The organism is Kribbella antiqua, from assembly GCF_004345665.1.
Classification (GTDB): domain Bacteria; phylum Actinomycetota; class Actinomycetes; order Propionibacteriales; family Kribbellaceae; genus Kribbella; species Kribbella antiqua.
In genome coordinates this window covers 109477-128038 of the sequence record NZ_SLWR01000011.1, presented here as the reverse complement: position 1 = coordinate 128038, position 18562 = coordinate 109477, and the positions used below count along the sequence as shown (strand labels likewise).

At 68.5% G+C, this 18562-nt stretch carries 19 protein-coding genes; 6 read left to right on the top strand and 13 right to left on the bottom strand.

The window, feature by feature from the left end:
- Nucleotides 1-20: 20 nt before the first annotated feature.
- The 3 genes from EV646_RS28980 to EV646_RS28970 form a co-directional block, all read right to left on the bottom strand.
- Entirely contained in the window at nucleotides 21-1172 is a 1152-nt protein-coding gene (locus tag EV646_RS28980) for an L-histidine N(alpha)-methyltransferase (RefSeq protein WP_132154138.1), read from the bottom strand.
- Between the two features lie 140 nt (nucleotides 1173-1312).
- Nucleotides 1313-1513 carry a cold-shock protein gene (locus EV646_RS28975; RefSeq protein WP_132154136.1) on the bottom strand — a complete coding sequence of 67 codons (201 nt, stop codon included), beginning with the start codon at nucleotides 1511-1513 and terminating at the stop codon, nucleotides 1313-1315.
- Between the two features lie 80 nt (nucleotides 1514-1593).
- Nucleotides 1594-2979, bottom strand: a complete 1386-nt coding sequence (locus EV646_RS28970; protein WP_132154134.1) for an MFS transporter — start codon at nucleotides 2977-2979, stop codon at nucleotides 1594-1596.
- Nucleotides 2980-3033: 54 nt separating this feature from the next.
- Between EV646_RS28970 and EV646_RS28965 the strand changes: the two genes are divergently transcribed.
- Entirely contained in the window at nucleotides 3034-3648 is a 615-nt protein-coding gene (locus EV646_RS28965; protein WP_132154132.1) for a CGNR zinc finger domain-containing protein, read from the top strand.
- Here EV646_RS28965 and EV646_RS28960 read toward each other — a convergent pair.
- The 3 genes from EV646_RS28960 to EV646_RS28950 all read right to left on the bottom strand — a co-directional run bounded on the left by EV646_RS28960 (nucleotide 3609) and on the right by EV646_RS28950 (nucleotide 6609).
- A complete protein-coding gene (locus tag EV646_RS28960; protein WP_132154130.1) occupies nucleotides 3609-4757 on the bottom strand; it encodes a Cmx/CmrA family chloramphenicol efflux MFS transporter in 1149 nt (382 codons plus the stop codon). The genes EV646_RS28965 and EV646_RS28960 overlap by 40 nt on opposite strands.
- A 248-nt stretch (nucleotides 4758-5005) precedes the next feature.
- Nucleotides 5006-5197, bottom strand: a complete 192-nt coding sequence (locus tag EV646_RS28955; RefSeq protein ID WP_132154128.1) for a hypothetical protein — start codon at nucleotides 5195-5197, stop codon at nucleotides 5006-5008.
- Nucleotides 5194-6609: a PspC domain-containing protein gene (locus EV646_RS28950; protein ID WP_132154127.1), complete on the bottom strand. Its 1416-nt coding sequence runs from the start codon at nucleotides 6607-6609 to the stop codon at nucleotides 5194-5196. Before EV646_RS28950 ends, EV646_RS28955 begins: the two co-directional genes overlap by 4 nt.
- Before the next feature lie 194 nt (nucleotides 6610-6803).
- Between EV646_RS28950 and EV646_RS28945 the strand changes: the two genes are divergently transcribed.
- Nucleotides 6804-8321, top strand: coding sequence for an ATP-binding protein (locus EV646_RS28945; protein ID WP_132154125.1), 1518 nt, complete (start codon nucleotides 6804-6806; stop codon nucleotides 8319-8321).
- Complete coding sequence (locus EV646_RS28940) at nucleotides 8318-8959, top strand: response regulator (RefSeq protein ID WP_132154123.1); 642 nt, start codon at nucleotides 8318-8320, stop codon at nucleotides 8957-8959. The genes EV646_RS28945 and EV646_RS28940 overlap by 4 nt, the downstream gene beginning before the upstream one ends.
- A gap of 24 nt (nucleotides 8960-8983) precedes the next feature.
- Here EV646_RS28940 and rpsR read toward each other — a convergent pair whose 3' ends face one another.
- A complete protein-coding gene (gene rpsR / locus EV646_RS28935) occupies nucleotides 8984-9226 on the bottom strand; it encodes a 30S ribosomal protein S18 (RefSeq protein ID WP_132154121.1) in 243 nt (80 codons plus the stop codon).
- A gap of 127 nt (nucleotides 9227-9353) precedes the next feature.
- On the opposite strand from rpsR, the gene EV646_RS28930 reads away from it, so the two are divergent.
- Nucleotides 9354-10676 carry a C1 family peptidase gene (locus EV646_RS28930; protein WP_132154119.1) on the top strand — a complete coding sequence of 441 codons (1323 nt, stop codon included), beginning with the start codon at nucleotides 9354-9356 and terminating at the stop codon, nucleotides 10674-10676.
- On the opposite strand, the gene EV646_RS28925 is transcribed toward EV646_RS28930, so the two are convergent.
- Together EV646_RS28925 and EV646_RS28920 are read right to left on the bottom strand one after the other, a co-directional pair.
- On the bottom strand, nucleotides 10665-11390 hold the full coding sequence (locus tag EV646_RS28925) for an alpha/beta fold hydrolase (RefSeq protein ID WP_132154117.1): 726 nt from the start codon (nucleotides 11388-11390) through the stop codon (nucleotides 10665-10667). The genes EV646_RS28930 and EV646_RS28925 overlap by 12 nt on opposite strands.
- Nucleotides 11391-11420: 30 nt before the next feature.
- Nucleotides 11421-12152, bottom strand: coding sequence for a PIG-L deacetylase family protein (locus EV646_RS28920; RefSeq protein ID WP_241996392.1), 732 nt, complete (start codon nucleotides 12150-12152; stop codon nucleotides 11421-11423).
- Between the two features lie 58 nt (nucleotides 12153-12210).
- Here EV646_RS28920 and EV646_RS28915 point away from each other — a divergent pair, with 58 nt between their 5' ends.
- Nucleotides 12211-13290, top strand: coding sequence for a serine hydrolase domain-containing protein (locus EV646_RS28915; protein WP_158291038.1), 1080 nt, complete (start codon nucleotides 12211-12213; stop codon nucleotides 13288-13290).
- Between the two features lie 16 nt (nucleotides 13291-13306).
- Here EV646_RS28915 and EV646_RS28910 read toward each other — a convergent pair whose 3' ends face one another.
- The 4 genes from EV646_RS28910 to EV646_RS28895 form a co-directional block, all read right to left on the bottom strand.
- The gene (locus tag EV646_RS28910; protein ID WP_132154112.1) at nucleotides 13307-13918 is read right to left on the bottom strand and encodes a ClpP family protease; all 612 of its coding nucleotides are present in this window, start codon (nucleotides 13916-13918) and stop codon (nucleotides 13307-13309) included.
- The gene (locus tag EV646_RS28905) at nucleotides 13918-14511 is read right to left on the bottom strand and encodes a ClpP family protease (protein WP_132154110.1); all 594 of its coding nucleotides are present in this window, start codon (nucleotides 14509-14511) and stop codon (nucleotides 13918-13920) included. Before EV646_RS28905 ends, EV646_RS28910 begins: the two co-directional genes overlap by 1 nt.
- Before the next feature lie 67 nt (nucleotides 14512-14578).
- Complete coding sequence (locus tag EV646_RS28900) at nucleotides 14579-15463, bottom strand: alpha/beta hydrolase (RefSeq protein WP_132154108.1); 885 nt, start codon at nucleotides 15461-15463, stop codon at nucleotides 14579-14581.
- A gap of 7 nt (nucleotides 15464-15470) precedes the next feature.
- Entirely contained in the window at nucleotides 15471-16085 is a 615-nt protein-coding gene (locus EV646_RS28895) for a class I SAM-dependent methyltransferase (RefSeq protein WP_199237253.1), read from the bottom strand.
- 78 nt (nucleotides 16086-16163) lie between these two features.
- Between EV646_RS28895 and pcrA the strand changes: the two genes are divergently transcribed.
- A complete protein-coding gene (pcrA, locus tag EV646_RS28890; RefSeq protein ID WP_132154104.1) occupies nucleotides 16164-18482 on the top strand; it encodes a DNA helicase PcrA in 2319 nt (772 codons plus the stop codon).
- Nucleotides 18483-18562: the final 80 nt, after the last annotated feature.

The following is an 18562-nucleotide window of genomic DNA, read 5'->3' as shown; positions in this document are numbered from 1 at the left end:
CCTCCAGGGCGGGGAGGACGTCAAGTTGACCAGATGTCGTCAGCCAGGGTGTGCTCCTCCTCGCCGGCCGCCTCGGGGGCGAGCAGGAGGAGCTCCAGGCCGAACGGGTTCGGCCGGCGGGTGTAGCGGAACTGCGATTGGATGGCCTCCACCGGAGTGAGCTTGCACGCCGCCGTGAGCCGCTTCAGCCGGGTGGTCGAGTACTTGCGGGTGGTGTAGAGGCGGATGGTGTCGCCGACCGGCAGCACGACCTCGGTGTGGTCGGGCAGGCCCATCCGGATCTCGCCGCCGGTGTCGTTCTGCCAGAGGATCTTGACCAGGAGCGCGTCCTCGTCCTCGACCTCGCCGATGAACTTGACCCGCTCGTTGTCGATCTTCAGGTCCGTGTTGTACCGCAGCGCGCTGGTGACGAACTCGGCGAACGCCCGCGTCTGGTGGTACTCGTCCGCGGCCGCATCGGCGGTCTCCTGGTCCAGCCGGGTGGTGCTCGCGACTTCCAGCAGCAGCCGGTCCTGCGGCCGCAGTACGTCGGTGATCAGCTGGAGCAGGTCTTCGTCGCTCTCGAAGTTCGCCAGCGTGTTGCCGGTCAGGGTGTAGAGCAGCGGCTCGTCGCCGACCAGCCGGGCCAGCATCTGCGCCAGCTCCACCATGTTGTCCGCGATGGAGAAGTCGAGCTGCACCGGCAGCACCTGCGACGCCGGGAACCGGGCGCCGCGGACCGGCTCCTGGGTGCCCATCCGGAGCATCTCGGAGCTCATGTCGACCGGGATGTAGAACATGTTCCGGTTGGCTCGGCGCAGGTCCTCCAGGATGGTCCGGTCCTTGATGCCGGTACCGATGCCGAGGCTGACGAAGTGGAAACCCGCCTTGGTGACATGCGGCTTCACCTTGCGCCAGTGCCGCAGGAACGACTCGGCGCCGGCCTTCATGACCAGGTAGAACGGGTCGTTGGTCGCATTCGCCCAGGCGATGGTCGGGCCGATGCCCCAGTACGAGAACCCGGAGGTGATCTGCTTGCCGTCGCCGGTTGTCGACACCGGGCCGCGCAGGTCACCGGTCAGAGTGGCCAGTTTGTCGGTCTGGTCCTCGCCGACCAGCAGCAGCGACCAGGCGAAGTCGTCGTCGGCCAGCGCCTGCTCGAGCTTCCGGATCACGTGTCCCGGTTCAGTCACGTCTCACCCCTCACACGATGAGACGTCAGGTTACCGGTTACCAACCCTCCGTGCAGTCCGGAAATCCCGCTACGGCGCGTGCCGGGGCAACCGGTTGCCGTCGTACCTGGAGTTGGCTGAGAACGTACGGCGGTGCCGGGTCAGATCGGGGTGACGGCGTCGGCCTCGCGGCCCTTGGGGCCGTCGACGATCTGGAAGTCGACCTGCTGGCCGTCCTCGAGGGTCTTGTAGCCGTCGGAGACGATCTTGCTCCAGTGGACGAACACGTCGTCCTGGCCTTCGACGGCGAGGAAGCCGTAGCCCTTGTCGGCGTTGAACCACTTCACGGTGCCGCGCACCATCGATACTCCTGTGACCACGGGACCCGCTCTACCCGGACCCCTCGGGTACTCGCCCGCACTGGTTCGAGCGGTTCACAAGCCTAGCCGAGCCCCTGGGCCGCAGTGGTACGACGTACGGCCCGCGGGACCGTGAGCGCTGCCACGGCCCCGGCCAGAGCGATGGCGACGCCGGTCAGGAAGCCCAGTCGGTAGCCGTGCATCTCGGTGGCTGCGGTGACCGGAGCGGATAGTGCCAGGCCCAGAGTGGTGCCGAGCTGTGCGGACGACGTCAGTACGCCGGCTGCGACGCCGCGCTGGCCCTCGACCACTTCGGCCGTACCGGCTGTGGTTGACGAGACTGACGCGAGTCCCAGGCTCAGGCCCATCAAGGTGAAGGCAGTGAGGACCAGTGCGAGCGGTAGGCCGTCCTTCGGGAGCAGGAGCAGCAGTGCGGCTCCGGCTGCGATGCCGATGAAGCCGGTGACCAGCATGCGTCGTACGCCGGCTCGGAGAGCTGCGTTGGGACCCACCAGCGAGCCGCCGATCACAGCGAGGTTGAAGGCGGGGAAGACCAGGCCTGCCTGCGCGGGCGGGAGTTGCAGGGTGTTCTGTACGTACAGGGCGACGCTGATCATCGGCGGCGCGGTTGATGCGGTGATTGCGGCTGCGGTGAGGTTGCCGCCTAGCACGCCGGGCGTGCGGGCAAGGGAGCCTGGTAGTAGCGGTTGTGGCGAGCGGCGCTCGATGCGGACGAACAGGGCGAGTACGGGCGCGGCTGCGGCCAGAGCGGCCCAGCCACGCCAGGTCGACGGGTCGTGGGCGAGTTCTGACAAGCCGAGAGCGGTCAGTGCGATGCCGGCGGTGACGGAGCAGGCGCCGGGGAGGTCGAGACTGCGGACTCGGGTGGTGCTCCCGCGGCCCGGAAGTGACCTCCGGCTGAGCGCCAAGGCAACTACGCCGATAGGCAGGTTGACGGCGAATACCCAGCGCCAGCCGCCGAGTTGCGTCAGTACTCCGCCTAGAACCCAGCCGCTCGCGCCGCCGGCCGCACCGGCGGCGGTCCACCAGCCCAGAGCGCGCCGCGCGGCTTCCTTCGGCAGGGAGTCGGAGAGCGCGGCCAACGCGGCCGGTGCGAGTAGTGCCGCGCCGAGGCCTTGCACGAGGCGGGAGCTGATCAGGGCTGCTGGGGACCAGGCCGTTGCGCAGGCGAGTGACGCGAGCGAGAACACCGCTAGGCCGATCCGGAACAAGCGCCGCGAACCGATCAGGTCGGCCGCTCGGCCGCCGAGAATGAGCAATCCGGCGAGGACCGTCGTGTACGCCGTGAACACCCACAGCAACCCGACTGCGCCGAACTCCAGGTCGTCGTCGATCGCAGGCAGTGCCGTGGTGACGACCGTCGTGTCCAGCACCACGACGAACTGTGCGACACAGACGATCGCCCAGCCGCCGGCTCGGGTCGCAGTGTTTCCGGTAAAGGCCCTCATGCTAGAAACAGGTGCCCTTCGCGACTCGGGCCCAAACTGGTAAAGTGCGTTTTGATGGAAACACCTGAATTGCCGGACGGGATCCGTGAGCTGCCGATCGTCGCGGGTCAGCTCGCGCTGGACTTCGCCAACACGGTCGACGATCCGCTGGGCCCGGAGCCTCACGACCACATCGCCTCCTACCACGATCTGCTGTGGTGGTCGCTTCGGATGTCATTGCTGACCGAAGGCGAAGCGGACCGGTTGCTGAGGGTCGCGGCTCCGCGTCGGGCGGCGGCCGTCGTACGGCGAGCTCATTCGTTGCGCGAGGCAATCAATCGCGCGGCGGGGTCGGTGGCTGATGGACAGGAGCTGGCGGGCTGGCCGGAGTTGCGGCGGTTTGTCAGCCCCGCGATCGAGCGAATGGAGCTGAAGCCGGGTCGCGTGCTGCAACCGTCGTGGAAGGCTGACGAACTGGACTCGATGTTGTGGCCGGTTGCCCATTCTGCCTACGCCTTGCTGACTGGGGCGCAGAATGTGCGGATCAAGCGGTGCGCCGGCTGCCCGTGGTTGTTCCTCGATCAGACGAAGAACGGCAGCCGGCGCTGGTGCTCGATGGAGATCTGCGGGACGAACGAGAAGGTCCGGCTCTATGTCTCCCGCAGGGCGGCTCGCCGCGGCCAACGGTGAGCGATTGCTGCGACGCAGAGCGCCGTACCGGCTAACAGGGCGCTGACCCACAGGGGTGCTCGGTAGTTGGTCAGGCTGATGGCGGCGCCGCCGAGGAGTGGGCCGAGGGTGGCGCCGACGTTCAGGGAAGCGGTGGCGAGACCGCCTGCCAGGACGGGGGATTCGGCGCTGGCGTAGAGGGCGTACGAGATGAGGGTCGAGCCGACTGCGAAGGATAGGGCGCCCTGGATGAAGACCAGAGTGACGGTTGTGGCTGGCGACGAGGCGGTGATCGCGAAGGCGCACCAGCCGAGTAACAAGGTGCTGCCGGCAACAAAGGCCCAGCGGGTGATGCGGCGGTCGGCGTAGCGGCCGGCTGCGGTGACGCCGATGAAAGAGCCGAGGCCAAAGAGGGCGAGCATGAGTGGTATCGAGGCCTGGCTGAGTCCGGTGACCTCGGTCAGGACAGGTGCGAGGTAGGTGAAGGAGCAGAACGTTGCTCCGTTCACCAAAGCGCCGAGGAGCAGCAGTACGACGAGACGCCGCCGAACGCGGATGCCGCCGACGGTTGCCGGGCCGGTCGTGCGCGCGGCGGGGACGGATCGCAGGATCGCGATCACCGCGGGCAACGAGATGATGGCGACGGCCCAGAACGCCGAACGCCAGCCGAGGTGCTGACCGAGCAGTGCGCCGCCCGGTACGCCGGCGATGCAGGCGAGCGTCGTACCGCCGAGGAGAACGGACGTCGCGCGCCCCTTGGCGTCCGGGCGGACCAGGCTGGTCGCGGTGGCAAGCGCGACCGCGAGGAAGCCCGCGTTGGCGAGAGCGGCGATCACCCGGGTGATCAGCAGGACACTGAAGCTCGTGGTGATCGCGCCGAGCACGTGGACGGCGAGGAACACGGTCAGCGTTACGAGGAGCGTACGGCGGCGCGGCCAGCGGGCGCCGAGTACGGCGATCGCCGGTGCGCCGACGATCATGCCGACCGCGAAGGCCGAGGTGAGCCAGCCGGCGGTGGGAATGGAAACGCCCAGGTCCTGGGCGATGTCCGGGCCGAGCCCGGAAAGCATGAACTCCGAGGTCGCCTGGGCGAACACCGCCAGGCCGAGCAAATACAGCACGAAAGGCATGGAGAACTCCGCAACCACGTTGATGAGGTGCGGCAGGTCAGAAGGTCTGCCGCGGGACGGGCCGCGAACAGTCGCCCGAGCATGGCGAGGAGCGCCGTGGTGCGGTGATCCCGGGACGAGCGTGCGGCCGGCATCGCCGGCGGTTCGGAGCGGGGGTGCCACCGAACGGCCGGTGGCTACGGTCTGTCGGACTCCGGGCTGGACATGCGGGGGAGCTTAGGGAATGTGGGGCGGGTGGTCCAGCGGGTTTAGCTGCGGTGGGAGGCGGCTAGGCCTAGGACACCGGCGGCGACCAGGAGGAGGGCGCTGGAGACGCCGAGGTCGTCGGGCTGGAGGACGCCGTTGTCGGTGAGCATCCAGATGGTCGCGGCGCCGGCCAGGACCGTGCCGCCGATGATCCCGGGGACGTCCGGCTTCGCCTTCTTGTGTTCCCGGCTCATCCGCGCTCCACTCGAATACTGCCCAGCTTGACGTCCAGGTCCAGGGTGACTGCTCCGGGGCCTACGTTGCCGTCGGTGCCGAGGTCGTTCAAGGTGAGCTCGGCGTTTCGTCCGCCGTGGCTCTCGTTCAGGAACTGGACGTCACCCATCTCGGTGGACAGTTGCCCCTGGACATCCACGTTCTGCGGCACCTTGACCACGATCTCGCCGAGCCTGCCGTGCACGTCGACCTTGGCGCCTGTCGCGAACGTCGCCTTGGTCAGGTCCAGGTGGACCGATCCACCGTCGAAGTTGTACGTCGTGCTGGTCGCGGTGATCGTGGATCCGGCCGGCGCGACGTAGTTCGTGTCCGTGAAATTGCGCGGCACGTCCGGGAACACCGTGCTCACGGCCGCGCCGAGTGCGAGCAGGATGCCCAGCGGCAGCAGTCCCAGCGTCTTGCCGACGAACCCGCCGACCAGCATGCCCGCGCCCAGTGTCGCCAGCCCGATGATCAGCATCGTCGACGTGGCCGCCCCGGCGCCCCAGGCGATGGCGATCGCGATGCCGGTCAGTACGACGATGATCGACTTCGTCCCGCGCATCCCCTTGGCCGGCGGTTCGGCGGCGGTCTTCATCGCCGGATTCGTGGCCGGCGGCTCGTCGACGTACAGGCCGAGAGGGTCGTCCTCGGTCCACACAGGCTGGACCGGTTCGACGGTGCGGTCCTGGGGTCGCTGTGTGGCCGAGGACGACGGACCCGCCGGGGGAGCAGACGGGCCGGTCTGAGCGGCGTACGCCGACGAGGGCGTGTCCTGCACGGTTGAGCTCGGGCTCTGGCCGGTCGGGTACGTACCCGGCCCAGCCGGGTACGTGCCTTGCCCGGCCGTCGTGCTGTCCTGCACGGTCGGGTTGGTGCCGGGGCCGGTCCAGGTTGGGTTCGGGGCGGTCCAGCTTTGGCCGCCGGTCCACTGGTCACGCCGCCTGGGTCCGCCGAAGCGGCGGCCCTTGCGGTGGCGGGCGACGATCCAGATCACCGCGAGCACGATCAGCGGCCCGGGCACGACCCGGCCGAAGTCGAACGACGACATCATCGCGATCGCGACGAACACGCAGGCGCCGATCACGATCGGCCACAGCCACGGGTGGTCCGGGCGGACCCGGTCGCCGAGCAGCCCTTGCGCGGCCGAGCGCTGGCTACCCTCGTCGGGCATCAGCACCCAGGCGGCGATGTAGAAGATCACCCCGGGACCGCTGATGATCAGCACCGCCATCACCACGCGGATGAGCACCGGGTCGATGTTCAGCGCGCGGCCGATTCCGCCGCATACGCCGGCCACCATCCGGTCCGAGCGGCTCCGCTGCCAGCTCTGCACGTTCTGCAGCCGGCTGCGGTCGAATCCGCCGGGGCCACTCGAGTTCTGCTGCTCCATGCCATCGATACTGGCCCTCTCGCCCGCGCCACAACATCGGGGATCCCCCTCTGACGACCCCGGGACATGCCGAGCGGGCCGCCTCTTTAGGGGTTCTCCCCGAGGCGACCCTGACCCCACCAGGTAGCCGCTGAGGAGACAGCCCGGGGGAAGCCTGCTGGTGTAGGCCGGTTCCACGTGTGACGATCGTGGGGATGAGCCAGCCAGCCGCAGCCCCCACGGGCGGGTCCTCGAACGCAGGGACCCCACCCGGGCCGCCGCATGGCCCGGGCCAGTCCGGTCAAGGACCGTGGCAGTACAAAGGCTGGGGTCCGCAGGGGCCGACGCAGTACCAAGGCCCGTACGCCGCCTATGGCGCCCAGCAACCGTACGGCCCCCAGCAACCGTACGGCGCCCAGCCCGGCCCGCAGTCGTACCAGCAGCAGCCGTATCAGTCGCCGGAGCCACCACCAGTACGTCGTGCGTACCGCCGTACTGAAGGACGCGTCATCGCCGGTGTCGCCGGCGGCATCGCGGACCACCTTGGCGTGTCCGACACCGTCGTACGACTGGTGCTGATTGCTGCCACCGTCTTCGGCGGGTTCGGCGTACTGATCTATGCCGCGTTGTGGTTCCTCATGCCGCTGGCCACTCCGACCGTCCCTGCCGCGCCGGGGCTGGCCGCGCACACCAGGAGCGGACTCCGGTCCGACGAGCCGCCGCCACCGGTGGTTGAGGCCAAGGCGCAGAAGCGGGAGAAGAGCCGCGGCCAGGTGACCGCTCTGGTGGTCGTCGGCGTCGGACTGCTACTCCTGCTACAGGTCGCCGGGCTCGGGATCGCCGGGAAGATGTTCTGGCCGCTGGTGTTCGCCGGGACCGGTCTGGCGCTGATCTGGCGGCAGGCCGACGAGAGTCAGAAGGCGCAGTGGGCCAGGGACGTTCGCGTCCCGATCCTCGGCATCGTGCTCGGCAAGGGCGGCTGGAAGTCGCTGGTCCGGATCGCGGTCGGCCTGATCCTGATCGGTACGGCGATCACCGTCTTCCTGGTGCAGAACGGCCGGCTGTCGATGGTCGGCGACGTACTGGTCGCGCTGCTGCTGGCTGTGGTCGGTATCGGTGTCATCGCCGGTCCGTGGGTGCACCGGCTGACCCGAGACCTGAACGTGGAGCGCGCCGAGCGCATCCGGTCGCAGGAGCGCGCCGACATGGCCGCGCACCTGCACGACTCGGTCCTGCAGACGCTGGCGCTGATCCAGAAGCAGGCGAACGACCCGCGAGCCGTCGCCCGGCTGGCCCGCTCGCAGGAGCGCGAGCTGCGATCCTGGCTGTACGACGAAGACGACAAGGCGGACCAAACGCTGTCCAGCGCGGCCAAGCGTGCGGCGGCCGAGGTGGAGGACGCGCACGGCGTACCGGTCGAGGTGGTGACGGTCGGGGACTGCGAGCTGACCGAGTCGCTGTCCGCGATGGTCCGGGCCGCCCGCGAGTCGATGGTGAACGCGGCCAAGCACTCCGGTGCGGCCAAGATCGACGTGTTCGTCGAGGTGGACGGCGACCGGGCGGAGATGTTCGTCCGGGACCGCGGCAAGGGATTCGACGTCGACGGCGTGCCGGACGATCGGCTCGGCCTGCGGCACAGTGTGATGGGCAGGATGGAACGGCACGGCGGACGCGCATCGGTGCGGTCCGATCCGGAGACAGGGACCGAAGTGCGACTGGAGATGGACAGATGAGCCAAAGGCGCGTTGTCGTCGTCGACGACCACGACATGTTCCGGGCGGGTGTGCGCAGCGAGATCGGCGCATCAGTCGACATCGTCGGGGAGGGGTCCGACGTCGACACTGCGGTGAAGGCGATCGTCGGGACCGAGCCGGACGTCGTACTGCTCGACGTACACCTGCCGGGTGGCGGTGGTACCGAGGTGATGAAGCAGGTGCATCAGCGGCACCCGGACATCAAGTTCCTGGCGCTGTCGGTGTCGGACGCGGCCGAGGACGTGATCGGCGTGATCCGGGCCGGCGCGCGCGGCTACGTGACCAAGAACATCAGCGGCGCCGAGCTGGTCGACGCGATCGGCCGGGTGGCGGACGGCGACGCGGTGTTCTCGCCGCGGCTGGCCGGCTTCGTCCTGGACGCGTTCTCGGGTGCGATCGACATCGCCGCGGTGGACGAGGACCTGGACCGGCTGTCCCAGCGCGAGCGCGAGGTGCTGCGGCTGATCGCGCGCGGGTACGCGTACAAGGAAGTGGCCCGCGAGCTGTTCATCTCGGTGAAGACCGTCGAGACGCACGTCTCCTCGGTGCTGCGCAAGCTGCAGCTGTCCAACCGGCACGAACTCACCCGCTGGGCCACCGACCGCCGGCTGGTGTGAGCAACTACTTGCTCACAGCAACCGTCAGCGACCGGACGAGGTGTACGGGAGCAGGGCCATCTCGCGGGCGTTCTTGATCGCCCGGGCGACCTGCTTCTGCTGCTGGACGGTCAGCCCGGTGACCCGGCGGGAGCGGATCTTGCCGCGGTCGGAGATGAACTTGCGCAGCAGCGCGGTGTCCTTGTAGTCGATGTAGGTGATGCCGTCGCGGTCGAGCGGGTTCTGCTTCGGCTTGCGCTTGCCGGTCGGCGCCGGGCGTCGGGCCATCGTGCCACCTCTTGTTGAAGGTCGTTTTCAATAACAGTACCTGAACTGGCGGGTTGTGGACAGGGCACCGTTGCGCCACCCCGGCGGGGGCGGTGCCGGCTTGGCGGCTGTTATACCGTCGAATGCTATGGAGCGGAATCTCACTGCCGAACAGCTCGCGCTCTTCGAGAAGGAGTTCGCGTCGAACCCGCAGTACCGGGTGATGCAGAACGCCGTCACGCAGACGCCGGTCAACGCCATCGCCCTCGACCGCCAGGTCGTCACCTCGATCGACCATTCGGTGTCGAATCTGCTGGACGACTGGAAGGTCACGAACCAGAAGAAGAGCGGCCGCTGCTGGCTGTTCGCCGGGCTGAACCTGCTCCGCGCGGGCGCGGCCGAGAAGCTCGGCGTGAAGGACTTCGAGTTCTCCCAGAACTACCTGCTGTTCTGGGACAAGTTCGAGCGTTCGAACTTCTTCCTGGAGGCGATCATCGAGACCGCCGGCCGGGACGCCGACGACCGGACCGTGGCGCACCTGCTGTCCGACCCGATCGGAGACGGCGGCCAGTGGAACATGTTCGTCGCGCTGGTCCGCAAGCACGGCCTGGTGCCGAAGACCGCGATGCCGGAGACCGAGAGCTCGTCGGCGACCGCGCAGATGAACGACACCCTGCGCAAGCTGCTCCGGCAGGGTGCGCGCGACCTGCGGGCGCTGGACACCCTCGAGGCGCAGCGCGGCCGCAAGCAGGAGATCCTGACCGCGATCCACCGGGTGCTGAGCATCCACCTCGGGACGCCGCCGCAGAAGTTCCTCTGGCAGTGGAAGGACAGCGACAAGGGCTTCCACCGGGACGGCTGGACCACTCCGGCCGAGTTCGCCGCGGCGTACGTGCAACTGCCGGTCGACGAGTACGTCTGCCTGGTGCACGACCCACGCGCGTCCAGCCCGGTCGGCCGGACGTTCACCGTCGACTACCTCGGCAACGTCATCGACGCGCCGCCGGTCGTCTACCTGAACGTCGAGATCGACCTGATGAAGCAGCTCACCCAGGACGCCATCATCGGCGGTGAGCCGGTCTGGTTCGGCTGCGACGTCGGCAAGCAGATGAACGCCGACCTCGGCTTCTGGGACGCCAAGCTCTACGACTACGGCGCCGTCTACGACACCGAGTTCACCCTCGACAAGGCCGACCGGCTGGTGCACCACGAGACACTGATGACGCACGCGATGCTGTTCACCGGTGTCGACGTGGTGGACGGCAAGCCGCGCCGCTGGCGGGTCGAGAACAGCTGGGGCGACGAGAAGGCGGACAACGGCTTCTGGACCATGAACGACTCCTGGTTCGGCGAGCACGTCTTCGAGATCGCCGTACGGCGGTCCGCGCTGCCCGCCGAGCTCCAGGCGCGGCTCGACGACGAGCCGATCGTGCTGCCGGCCTGGGACCCGATGGGCGCTCTAGCTGATTAGACCGAGCGCCTCGCTCGGTCGTTCGAGGGTCGGCAGGTGGCCGGCCCAGGGCAGCTCGATGTGTTCGGCGTTCGGCAGCCGCTCGGCCAGGTGGACCGCACAGTTGTGGAACCACTCGAAGTCATGCGCGCCCGTGATCAACCGCACGGGCGCGCTGATCTTCTCCGGCTCGAGCTCGTACTCCTCGTTGTCGACGTCACCCCCGGCCAGCTGAAGCTCGTACGCGCGCTTCTGCATCGTCCGTAGCAGTTCCTTGGCCTGATCGTCCGCCTCCGGCCCGAGCCAGCTGCGCACCATCAGCTCGGTGGCTGCGTCGACGTCACCGGCCTCCATCAGCTCGCCTTCCTCGGCCCACAGCGCCCGGATGTCCGCGGTCGGCTCCACCCCGTCCGTCGGCGCGCACAGCAGCACCAACCGGCTGAACCGCTCCGGCTGCCGACTCGCCGCCTGCTGTACGACGTACCCGCCGTACGACGCTCCGATCGCCGCCACCGAGTCGACGCCCAGCTCGTCGAGCACGGCCAGCACATCGCCCGCGTCGGAGTACTTCGGTTCCACCGGCGTCTCGCCGTACCCGCGAAGGTCCAGCGTGATCACCCGGTGGTCTGTCTTCAGCTCGTCCACCTGGCGAGCCCACATCCGCGCATCCGCCACCCCGGCGTGGACCAGCAATACCGCGGGCCCGTCGCCCACAACCCAATGAGAAATCGTCATGCCCGCACCATCTCAGACCCCGCAAACGGATTAGAGCGGGCGGATGACGGTGAAGGCTTCGGCGTAGTGGTCATCGGGGAGGCCGGCTTCGGTGGCGTTGGCTTGGGACCAGCGGCGCATGTCGGCGGCGAGGGTTTCCGGGTCGCGATGCTGGCTGGTGTGGGACATCAGGGCGGCGATCTTCTGATCGATCGTGCCGGTGATGTCGACCCAGTGGTTGCGTTCGGGGTGTTCCATCATCCACAGCTCGGCGACGTGCCAGGCGTCTTCGGTGAGGTCGTCGTACGCGTAGGGGTTGCCGGCCGCCGGGTAGAACGCGCGTACGGTCGCCTCCGCCGTCGCGAGGTGGTCCGGGTGGGACACCTGGAGGCGTGACCACCAGCGCTCGGGTGACTGGGTCAGGAGCCGCTGCGGGCGGACCTGGCGGATCAGCCTGGTGATGTCGCGGATCAGGCCGGGCGTCGGCTCGACCTGGCCGTCGACGTACCCGAGGAAGTGCAGGTCGTGTACGCCGACGTGGTCCGCGGCCGTGGTCTGCTCAGCCCGCCGTACCGCCGGGATCTCGGACCGGTCGCGATCCGGCTCGAAGCCGCCTGCCTGACCGTCGGTGACGACGCAGTAGTGCACTTCGATGCCGGCCTTGGTCCAGGTCGCGACCGTCCCGGCCCCACCGAAGTCGATGTCATCGGGATGCGCGACCACCACCAGCACCCGCTCGATCTCGTCATCCGGCAGCGGATTCCCCACCTCAGGAACACTCACCAACCCGACCTTAGTTGATGACACGCGGCAAGCTGGACTTGACGGGGAGGGAGGATCGATGGAGTTCGGTGGGGAGTGTGAACCGCGGGATGTCCGGATGGACGCGGGCCGGCTGGGCGCGGCCGTGGAGCTGGTCAAGGCGCGCAAGGGCGCGGCGCAGCTGTGCGTGATCCGGGACGGCCGGGTGGTCGTCGACCAGGCGTTCCGCTGCGCTCCGGACTCGTTGTTCTGGCTGTTCTCGGCGAGCAAGCCGTACGTCGCGATCGTCATCCACCAACTGGTCGAGGCCAGGCGACTCCACCTGGACGATGCGGTGGCGGCGTACTGGCCTGAGTTCGGCGAGAACGGGAAGCGGGCCATCACCGTTCGGCAGGTGCTGCAGCATCGGTCCGGGCTGACCACGGTCGGCGGTTATCTCGCCGAGGCACGCGCGATGAGCGACTGGGACAAGTCGTTGCGGCGGATCGAGCAGGCCCGGCCGCTCTGGCCCATCGACACGGTCGCGTACAGCCCGCTCGCGTTCGGGTTCATCCTCGGCGAGGTCGCACATCGATGCAGTGGGCAACCGATCGAGGAGCTGGTACGGCGCTCCGTCCTCGAACCATTGGGGGTCGCCGACACGTTCCTCGGCCTGCCCGACGACCAGTGGGACCGGGCCGTGCCGATCCGGGTGGGCGGCCCGGTCGGCCCGTTGGTCCAGTCGGTCGTGAACAGCCGGAGCACGCGGCAGGCCGTCGTACCGTCGGCTGGAATCTCCACCACCGCACGCGATCTGGCGTCGTTCTACCAGGCGCTGCTGCAAGGTGGAGCGAGGGTCCTGCGGCCGGCATCGGTCGCGGCGGCGGTCGAGCCGAGCAGCGAGGGCGAGGTGGATCAGACCCTCGGGCTGCCGGTCCGGTGGTCGCAGGGGTTCCAGCTCGGCGGGCCGCGGCTGCTTTCGGACGCGATCACGCCGCTCGGTGCGACGAGCAGTCCGCGGTCGTTCGGGCACAACGGCAGCAACTGCTGCATCGGCTGGGCCGACCCCGACCGGCGGATCGCGTACGCCTACCTCACCAACCGGATCAGCAACCGGGCCGCCGACGCGGCCCACCACGCGGCCGTCGCCGACAAGCTCCTCGAAGCCGCCTTCGACTGATCACCGAAGACTGGGCTCAGGCTGCGAACACCGGCACCTGCGGGCGTTGCTCGACGACGTGGTCGACGAGACCGTACTCGCGGGCTCCGTCCGCGGTCAGCACGTGGTCGCGATCGGTGTCGTGCCGTAGGCGTTCGATGGACTGGCCGGTGTGGGCGGCGAGGATCGACTCGACCTGACCGCGGACCCGGACCACCTCGTCGGCCTGCAGGATCAGGTCCGGGATGGTGCCCTGCCCGCGCGCGGCCGGCTGGTGCAGGACGACCCGCGCGTGCGGTAGTACGGCGCGACGCCCCGGCTCACCGGCGGCGAGCAGGACCGCGCCGGCCGCGATCGCCTGGCCGACGCAGAACGTCGCGACCGGCGAGCGGACGAACCGCATGGTGTCGTAGATCGCCAGCATCGCGGTCATGTCACCGCCCTCGCAGTTGATGTAGAGGTTGATCTCCGAGTCCGGCTTGTCGGCCTCGAGGTGGAGTAGCTGGGCGATCAACGCGTTCGCGACACCCGCGTCGATCGCCGTACCGAGGTAGATGATGCGTTCGCTGAGCAGGTGCGAGTAGACGTCCATGATGCGCTCGCCGCGCGGATGCTGCGCGATCACATTCGGGATCGTGTAGGTGCTCATCAGGCCGCCTTTCGCTGGGGCATTACCTGGTCGAAGGAGTCGACGATGTGGTCGATGAAGCCGTACTCGCGGGCCTGTTCGGCGGTGTACCAGTGGTCGTGCAGCGAGTCCTCGTGCACGGTGTCGTACGGCTGCCCGGTGTCGTCGGCGATCAGGCGCAGGACGGTGTCGCGGATGTGCCGGAGGTCGTTGGCCTGGATCTCGATCTCCACCGCGGATCCGCCGATCCCGGCCGAGCCCTGGTGCATCAGTACGCGCGCATGCCGGAGTGCGTACCGCTTACCGGGCGTACCGGCGGACAGCAGGAACTGCCCGGCGCTGCAGGCCAGCCCGATCGCCAGCGTCGACACATCACACGGCACCAGCCGCATCACGTCCCGGATCGCCAGCATCGACGGCACCGACCCACCCAGCGAATGGATCCACAGAGCGATGTCCCGATCGGGGTACTCGGCCGCGAGGGTCAGGATCTGCGTCGCGAGCAGAGTCCCGTTGTCGTCATCGAGCGTTCCATCCAGTACGACGATCCGCTGCGCCAGCAGCCGCTGCCGAGCCGTCTCGTTGAACATCGGCGGTTTGTTGTCATCAGCCATGTCACCAGATTGACCGGCCGGATGACGCTCACCCCAGCTTTTCTGCTGTCCGCAACTCTGCCGACAGCTAACTGAGGATCGTCCGCAGCCGACGGCCGAAGTCTGCGGGGAACGTATGTGCCAGGCCGGGCACCCGTTCGATCGCGCATCCGAACGCGGTGAGTCGGCCGGCCGCGTTCTCCACCACCTCCAGCAGGCCGTCACCGGTGCCGACCAGAATTGTTGCTGGCGACAACGGTCCCGCGGCTGCGTCTGGCAGCGTGCGGAGTGCCGGCGCCATCACGACGACACCAGCGACTTTCACCGGATGGGCGGTCAGCGCCCAGTCGAGCGCCGCCCGGCCACCGGCGGAGAAGCCGGCCGCGATCGTGGGGACGGCGCTCAGCTCGGCAGGTACGGCGGCCAGGGCGCGGGCGATGTCGCCGGCGGCCTGCTCGCGGTCCGGCCAGGTCCGGTACATCGGCGACATCCGCCGCGACGACTCCACACAGACGAGCGCATACCCCAGATCCAGTACGGCGGCCCAGTCGCGCGCCGCATGGGACGCCCGCTGACCTGCGCCATGCAATGCAACCACCACACCCACAGCCGGTACGGCGGGCAGCTCGACCAGAGGTGGAGTCGGGTCATCCGCGACCCGCTCCCGCGACGTTGCGACCAGCTGCCGGAACTCGCGTCGTACCTGCAGGGCCGCCAGATCGTCGTCACCGGTCAGGATCGACGGATCCCACCACGCCCCGGCATCGCTCGCGTCCTGAAGTGTCCGGAAAGCCGACTCGGTGTCGCCCGCGGCAGCGAGCAGGCAAGCCTTGAGATGGGCCAGCTCCGCCGCCCAAGCCTCCAGGCCCTCGCTGTCGTCCACCAGCCCGATTGCCCCACGGAGCCGGCCGTCGTTGTAGAGCACCTCGACACGATCCACCAGCTCGTCGTACCGAGCCTCTTCGGTTTGCACCGGCTGATCATCTCAGGGCGCGACCGAGGATGTGGGGTGAAGCGGGGTTGGGGCCGAAGTTGAAGCGGTCGAGGGTGGTGATGGTGAAGCCGGCGGCAGTGATGGCTGCGGCGGTGTCGCGGTGCACGTGGCAGCCGCCGGTGAACCAGGACCAGATGGTGGCGTCTGCGATGCGCTGGACGCGGTCCAGCCGGGTGGCGGGGTCGGCGGCGACGTGTTCGTAGAACCTGAGTTCACCGCCTGGTCGCAGTACGCGATAGGCCTCTGCGAGCGCGACGGCCTGGTCCGGCACCGAGCACAGCATCAGCGAGGCGACCACTGCGTCGACCGAACCGTCTGCGAGTGGCAGGCGATCCGCCGTACCGGGGACGACCTCGACTCGAACCGGGGCCGTGACAGCTTGGTGCTCTGCTTTCGCGCGGAGGTAGGGTTCGGGCTCGACGGCGATGACTCCGGCGACCTCCGGTGGGTAGTGGGCGAAGTTTCCGCCGTCGCCCGCGCCGATCTCGACGACCTGGCCGGCGAGCCCCTCCAGCAGTTGGCGGCGGTGCGCCGCGGCGCCCTGTTCGTCCATCGAGGGACGCACACGTGCGTACAGCCGAGCGAACACCGGGTGTGCCATGACCACACAGCCTAAAACCTGCCCGCGTTCGAACCGGCGTTCGGGAACTGTCCGGGGGACCACCTAAGGTGAGTGGTGATGACTACCCTGTTCTCGCCTGATGAGCTCCCGGTGCCGCTGGAGGAGCCCAAGAAGCATCGGACCGATCCGGACGCGCTGCTCGAAGGGCTCAACCCGCAGCAGCGGGCCGCCGTCGTGCACGCGGGCAAACCGCTGCTGGTGGTGGCCGGTGCGGGCTCGGGCAAGACCCGGGTGCTGACCCGCCGGATCGCCTACCTGCTGGCCGCCCGCGACGCGCACCCCGGGTCGATCCTGGCGATCACCTTCACCAACAAGGCCGCCGCCGAGATGCGCGAGCGGGTGGTGGATCTGGTCGGTCCGCGGGCGAAGCTGATGTGGGTCTCGACCTTCCACTCGTCCTGTGTGCGGATCCTGCGCCGCGACATCAAGCGGTTCGGGATCAACTCGACCTTCTCGATCTACGACGACACCGACTCGCGCCGGCTGATGACGCTGGTCTGCCGCGAGCTCGACCTGGACGTGAAGCGGTACAACCCGCGCGCCGTACTGAACTGGATCAGCACCCAGAAGAACGAGTTGATCGATCACGAGACCGCTGCGGCGAAGACCTCCAACCACCTGGAGGAGACCTACGCCGAGTGCTACCGGATCTACCAGGAGCGGCTGGCCCAGGCGAACGCGCTGGACTTCGACGACCTGCTGATGACCACGGTCAACCTGCTGCAGGCGTTCCCCGAAGTCCGCGAGTACTACCGGCGCCGCTTCCGCCATGTCCTCGTCGACGAGTACCAGGACACCAACCACGCGCAATACACGCTGATCCGCGAGCTCTGCGGCGAGGATGAGCCCAACTACAACGGCCCGACCGCGCCCGCTGCCGAGCTGATGGTCGTCGGTGACTCCGATCAGTCGATCTACGCCTTCCGCGGCGCGACGATCCGCAACATCCTCGCCTTCGAGGAGGACTTCGCCGGCGCCGAAACGATCCTGCTGGAGCAGAACTACCGCTCCACCCAGACGATCCTGACCGCGGCCAACGCGGTGATCAGCCGGAACGAGGGCCGCAAGGCGAAGAACCTCTGGTCCGACCAGGGTCAGGGCGAGCAGATCGCGGTGTACGTCGCCGACAACGAGCACGACGAGGCCCAGTTCGTCGCCGACGAGATCGACCGGCTCACCGACGCCGACGGGGTGAAGCCGTCCGACGTGGCGGTCTTCTACCGGACCAACGCGCAGTCGCGTGTGTTCGAAGAGGTTTTCATCCGGACCGGCCATCCGTACAAGGTGGTCGGCGGCGTCCGCTTCTACGAGCGCAAGGAGGTCCGCGACGCGCTCGCGTACCTGCGCGTGCTGGTGAACCCCGAAGACACCGTCTCGCTGCGCCGGATCCTGAACGTGCCGAAGCGCGGGATCGGCGACCGCGCCGAGGCCGCGATCGAGGCGCTGGCGGCCCGGGACCGGATCTCGTTCGCGCAGGCGCTCCGGCGGGCCCAGGACGCACCGGCGATGGCTTCGCGGTCCGTGAACGCCGTACAAGCGTTTGTGGACATCCTCGACGAGCTGACCGCGATGGTCGACTCGGGAGCCCCGCCGGACGACATCCTGGACGTCGCGCTGCACCGCTCCGGGTACTACGAGGAGCTGCAGAAGTCGCCGGATCCGCAGGACGAGACCCGGCTGGAGAACCTCGACGAGTTCATCTCGGTGGCGCGGGAGTTCGTGGAGGAGCGTACGGCGGCCGGCGAAGCCGCCGATCTGCAGGCATTCCTGGAGCGGGTCGCGCTGGTGGCGGACGCGGACCAGATCCCGGACGCGGCCGACGACGGCGGCGTGGTCACGCTGATGACCTTGCACACGGCGAAGGGGCTGGAGTTCCCGGTGGTGTTCCTGACCGGGATGGAGGACGGCGTCTTCCCGCACTCGCGGTCGCTGACGGACATGAAGGAGCTGGAGGAGGAGCGGCGCCTCGCGTACGTCGGGATCACCCGGGCGCGGCAGCGGCTGGCGATCTCCCGAGCCGCGGTCCGATCGGCGTACGGCGCTCCGCAGCACAACCCGCCGTCGCGCTTCCTGGAGGAGATCCCGGCGGAGCTGCTCGACTGGCGCCGCGACGAGTCCGCGATCACGCGGTGGTCCGGTACCGGTACGTCGACCGGCAGCGGCATCTCCAGCCGCTACGAGCCACCTCGTCGTACCGCCTCCGACAAGCCCGTCATCAGCCTCAACCCAGGCGATCGGGTCGTCCACGACAGCTTCGGGATGGGCACCGTCGTCGTGGTCCGGGGCGAGGGTCAGCAGGCTCAGGCAGACATCGATTTCGGGTCCGAAGGCGTCAAGCGGTTACTGCTTCGTTACGCACCGGTTGAGAAGATCTAAGTCAAGTTCTTGGACTTTTCCGTTGCGTCTGGGGCCGATCTTGAGACAATCAAGGATCTTCGACCCTCCCTCCGGAAGCG

Bases quoted from the DNA above. Each gene is read 5' to 3' on its own strand.
- rpsR (WP_132154121.1), bottom strand. From the start codon at position 9,226: ATGGCCCGACGCCCGGCGCCGACCGGCAAGCGCAAGCCGAAGCAGAAC.
- EV646_RS28895 (WP_199237253.1), bottom strand. From the start codon at position 16,085: ATGGCACACCCGGTGTTCGCTCGGCTGTACGCACGTGTGCGTCCCTCG.
- EV646_RS28965 (WP_132154132.1), top strand. From the start codon at position 3,034: ATGGAAACACCTGAATTGCCGGACGGGATCCGTGAGCTGCCGATCGTC.
- EV646_RS28960 (WP_132154130.1), bottom strand. From the start codon at position 4,757: ATGCCTTTCGTGCTGTATTTGCTCGGCCTGGCGGTGTTCGCCCAGGCG.
- EV646_RS28905 (WP_132154110.1), bottom strand. From the start codon at position 14,511: ATGGCTGATGACAACAAACCGCCGATGTTCAACGAGACGGCTCGGCAG.
- EV646_RS28945 (WP_132154125.1), top strand. From the start codon at position 6,804: ATGAGCCAGCCAGCCGCAGCCCCCACGGGCGGGTCCTCGAACGCAGGG.
- EV646_RS28925 (WP_132154117.1), bottom strand. From the start codon at position 11,390: ATGACGATTTCTCATTGGGTTGTGGGCGACGGGCCCGCGGTATTGCTG.
- EV646_RS28950 (WP_132154127.1), bottom strand. From the start codon at position 6,609: ATGGAGCAGCAGAACTCGAGTGGCCCCGGCGGATTCGACCGCAGCCGG.
- EV646_RS28930 (WP_132154119.1), top strand. From the start codon at position 9,354: ATGGAGCGGAATCTCACTGCCGAACAGCTCGCGCTCTTCGAGAAGGAG.
- EV646_RS28910 (WP_132154112.1), bottom strand. From the start codon at position 13,918: ATGAGCACCTACACGATCCCGAATGTGATCGCGCAGCATCCGCGCGGC.
- pcrA (WP_132154104.1), top strand. From the start codon at position 16,164: ATGACTACCCTGTTCTCGCCTGATGAGCTCCCGGTGCCGCTGGAGGAG.
- EV646_RS28970 (WP_132154134.1), bottom strand. From the start codon at position 2,979: ATGAGGGCCTTTACCGGAAACACTGCGACCCGAGCCGGCGGCTGGGCG.
- EV646_RS28915 (WP_158291038.1), top strand. From the start codon at position 12,211: ATGGAGTTCGGTGGGGAGTGTGAACCGCGGGATGTCCGGATGGACGCG.
- EV646_RS28975 (WP_132154136.1), bottom strand. From the start codon at position 1,513: ATGGTGCGCGGCACCGTGAAGTGGTTCAACGCCGACAAGGGCTACGGC.
- EV646_RS28940 (WP_132154123.1), top strand. From the start codon at position 8,318: ATGAGCCAAAGGCGCGTTGTCGTCGTCGACGACCACGACATGTTCCGG.
- EV646_RS28955 (WP_132154128.1), bottom strand. From the start codon at position 5,197: ATGAGCCGGGAACACAAGAAGGCGAAGCCGGACGTCCCCGGGATCATC.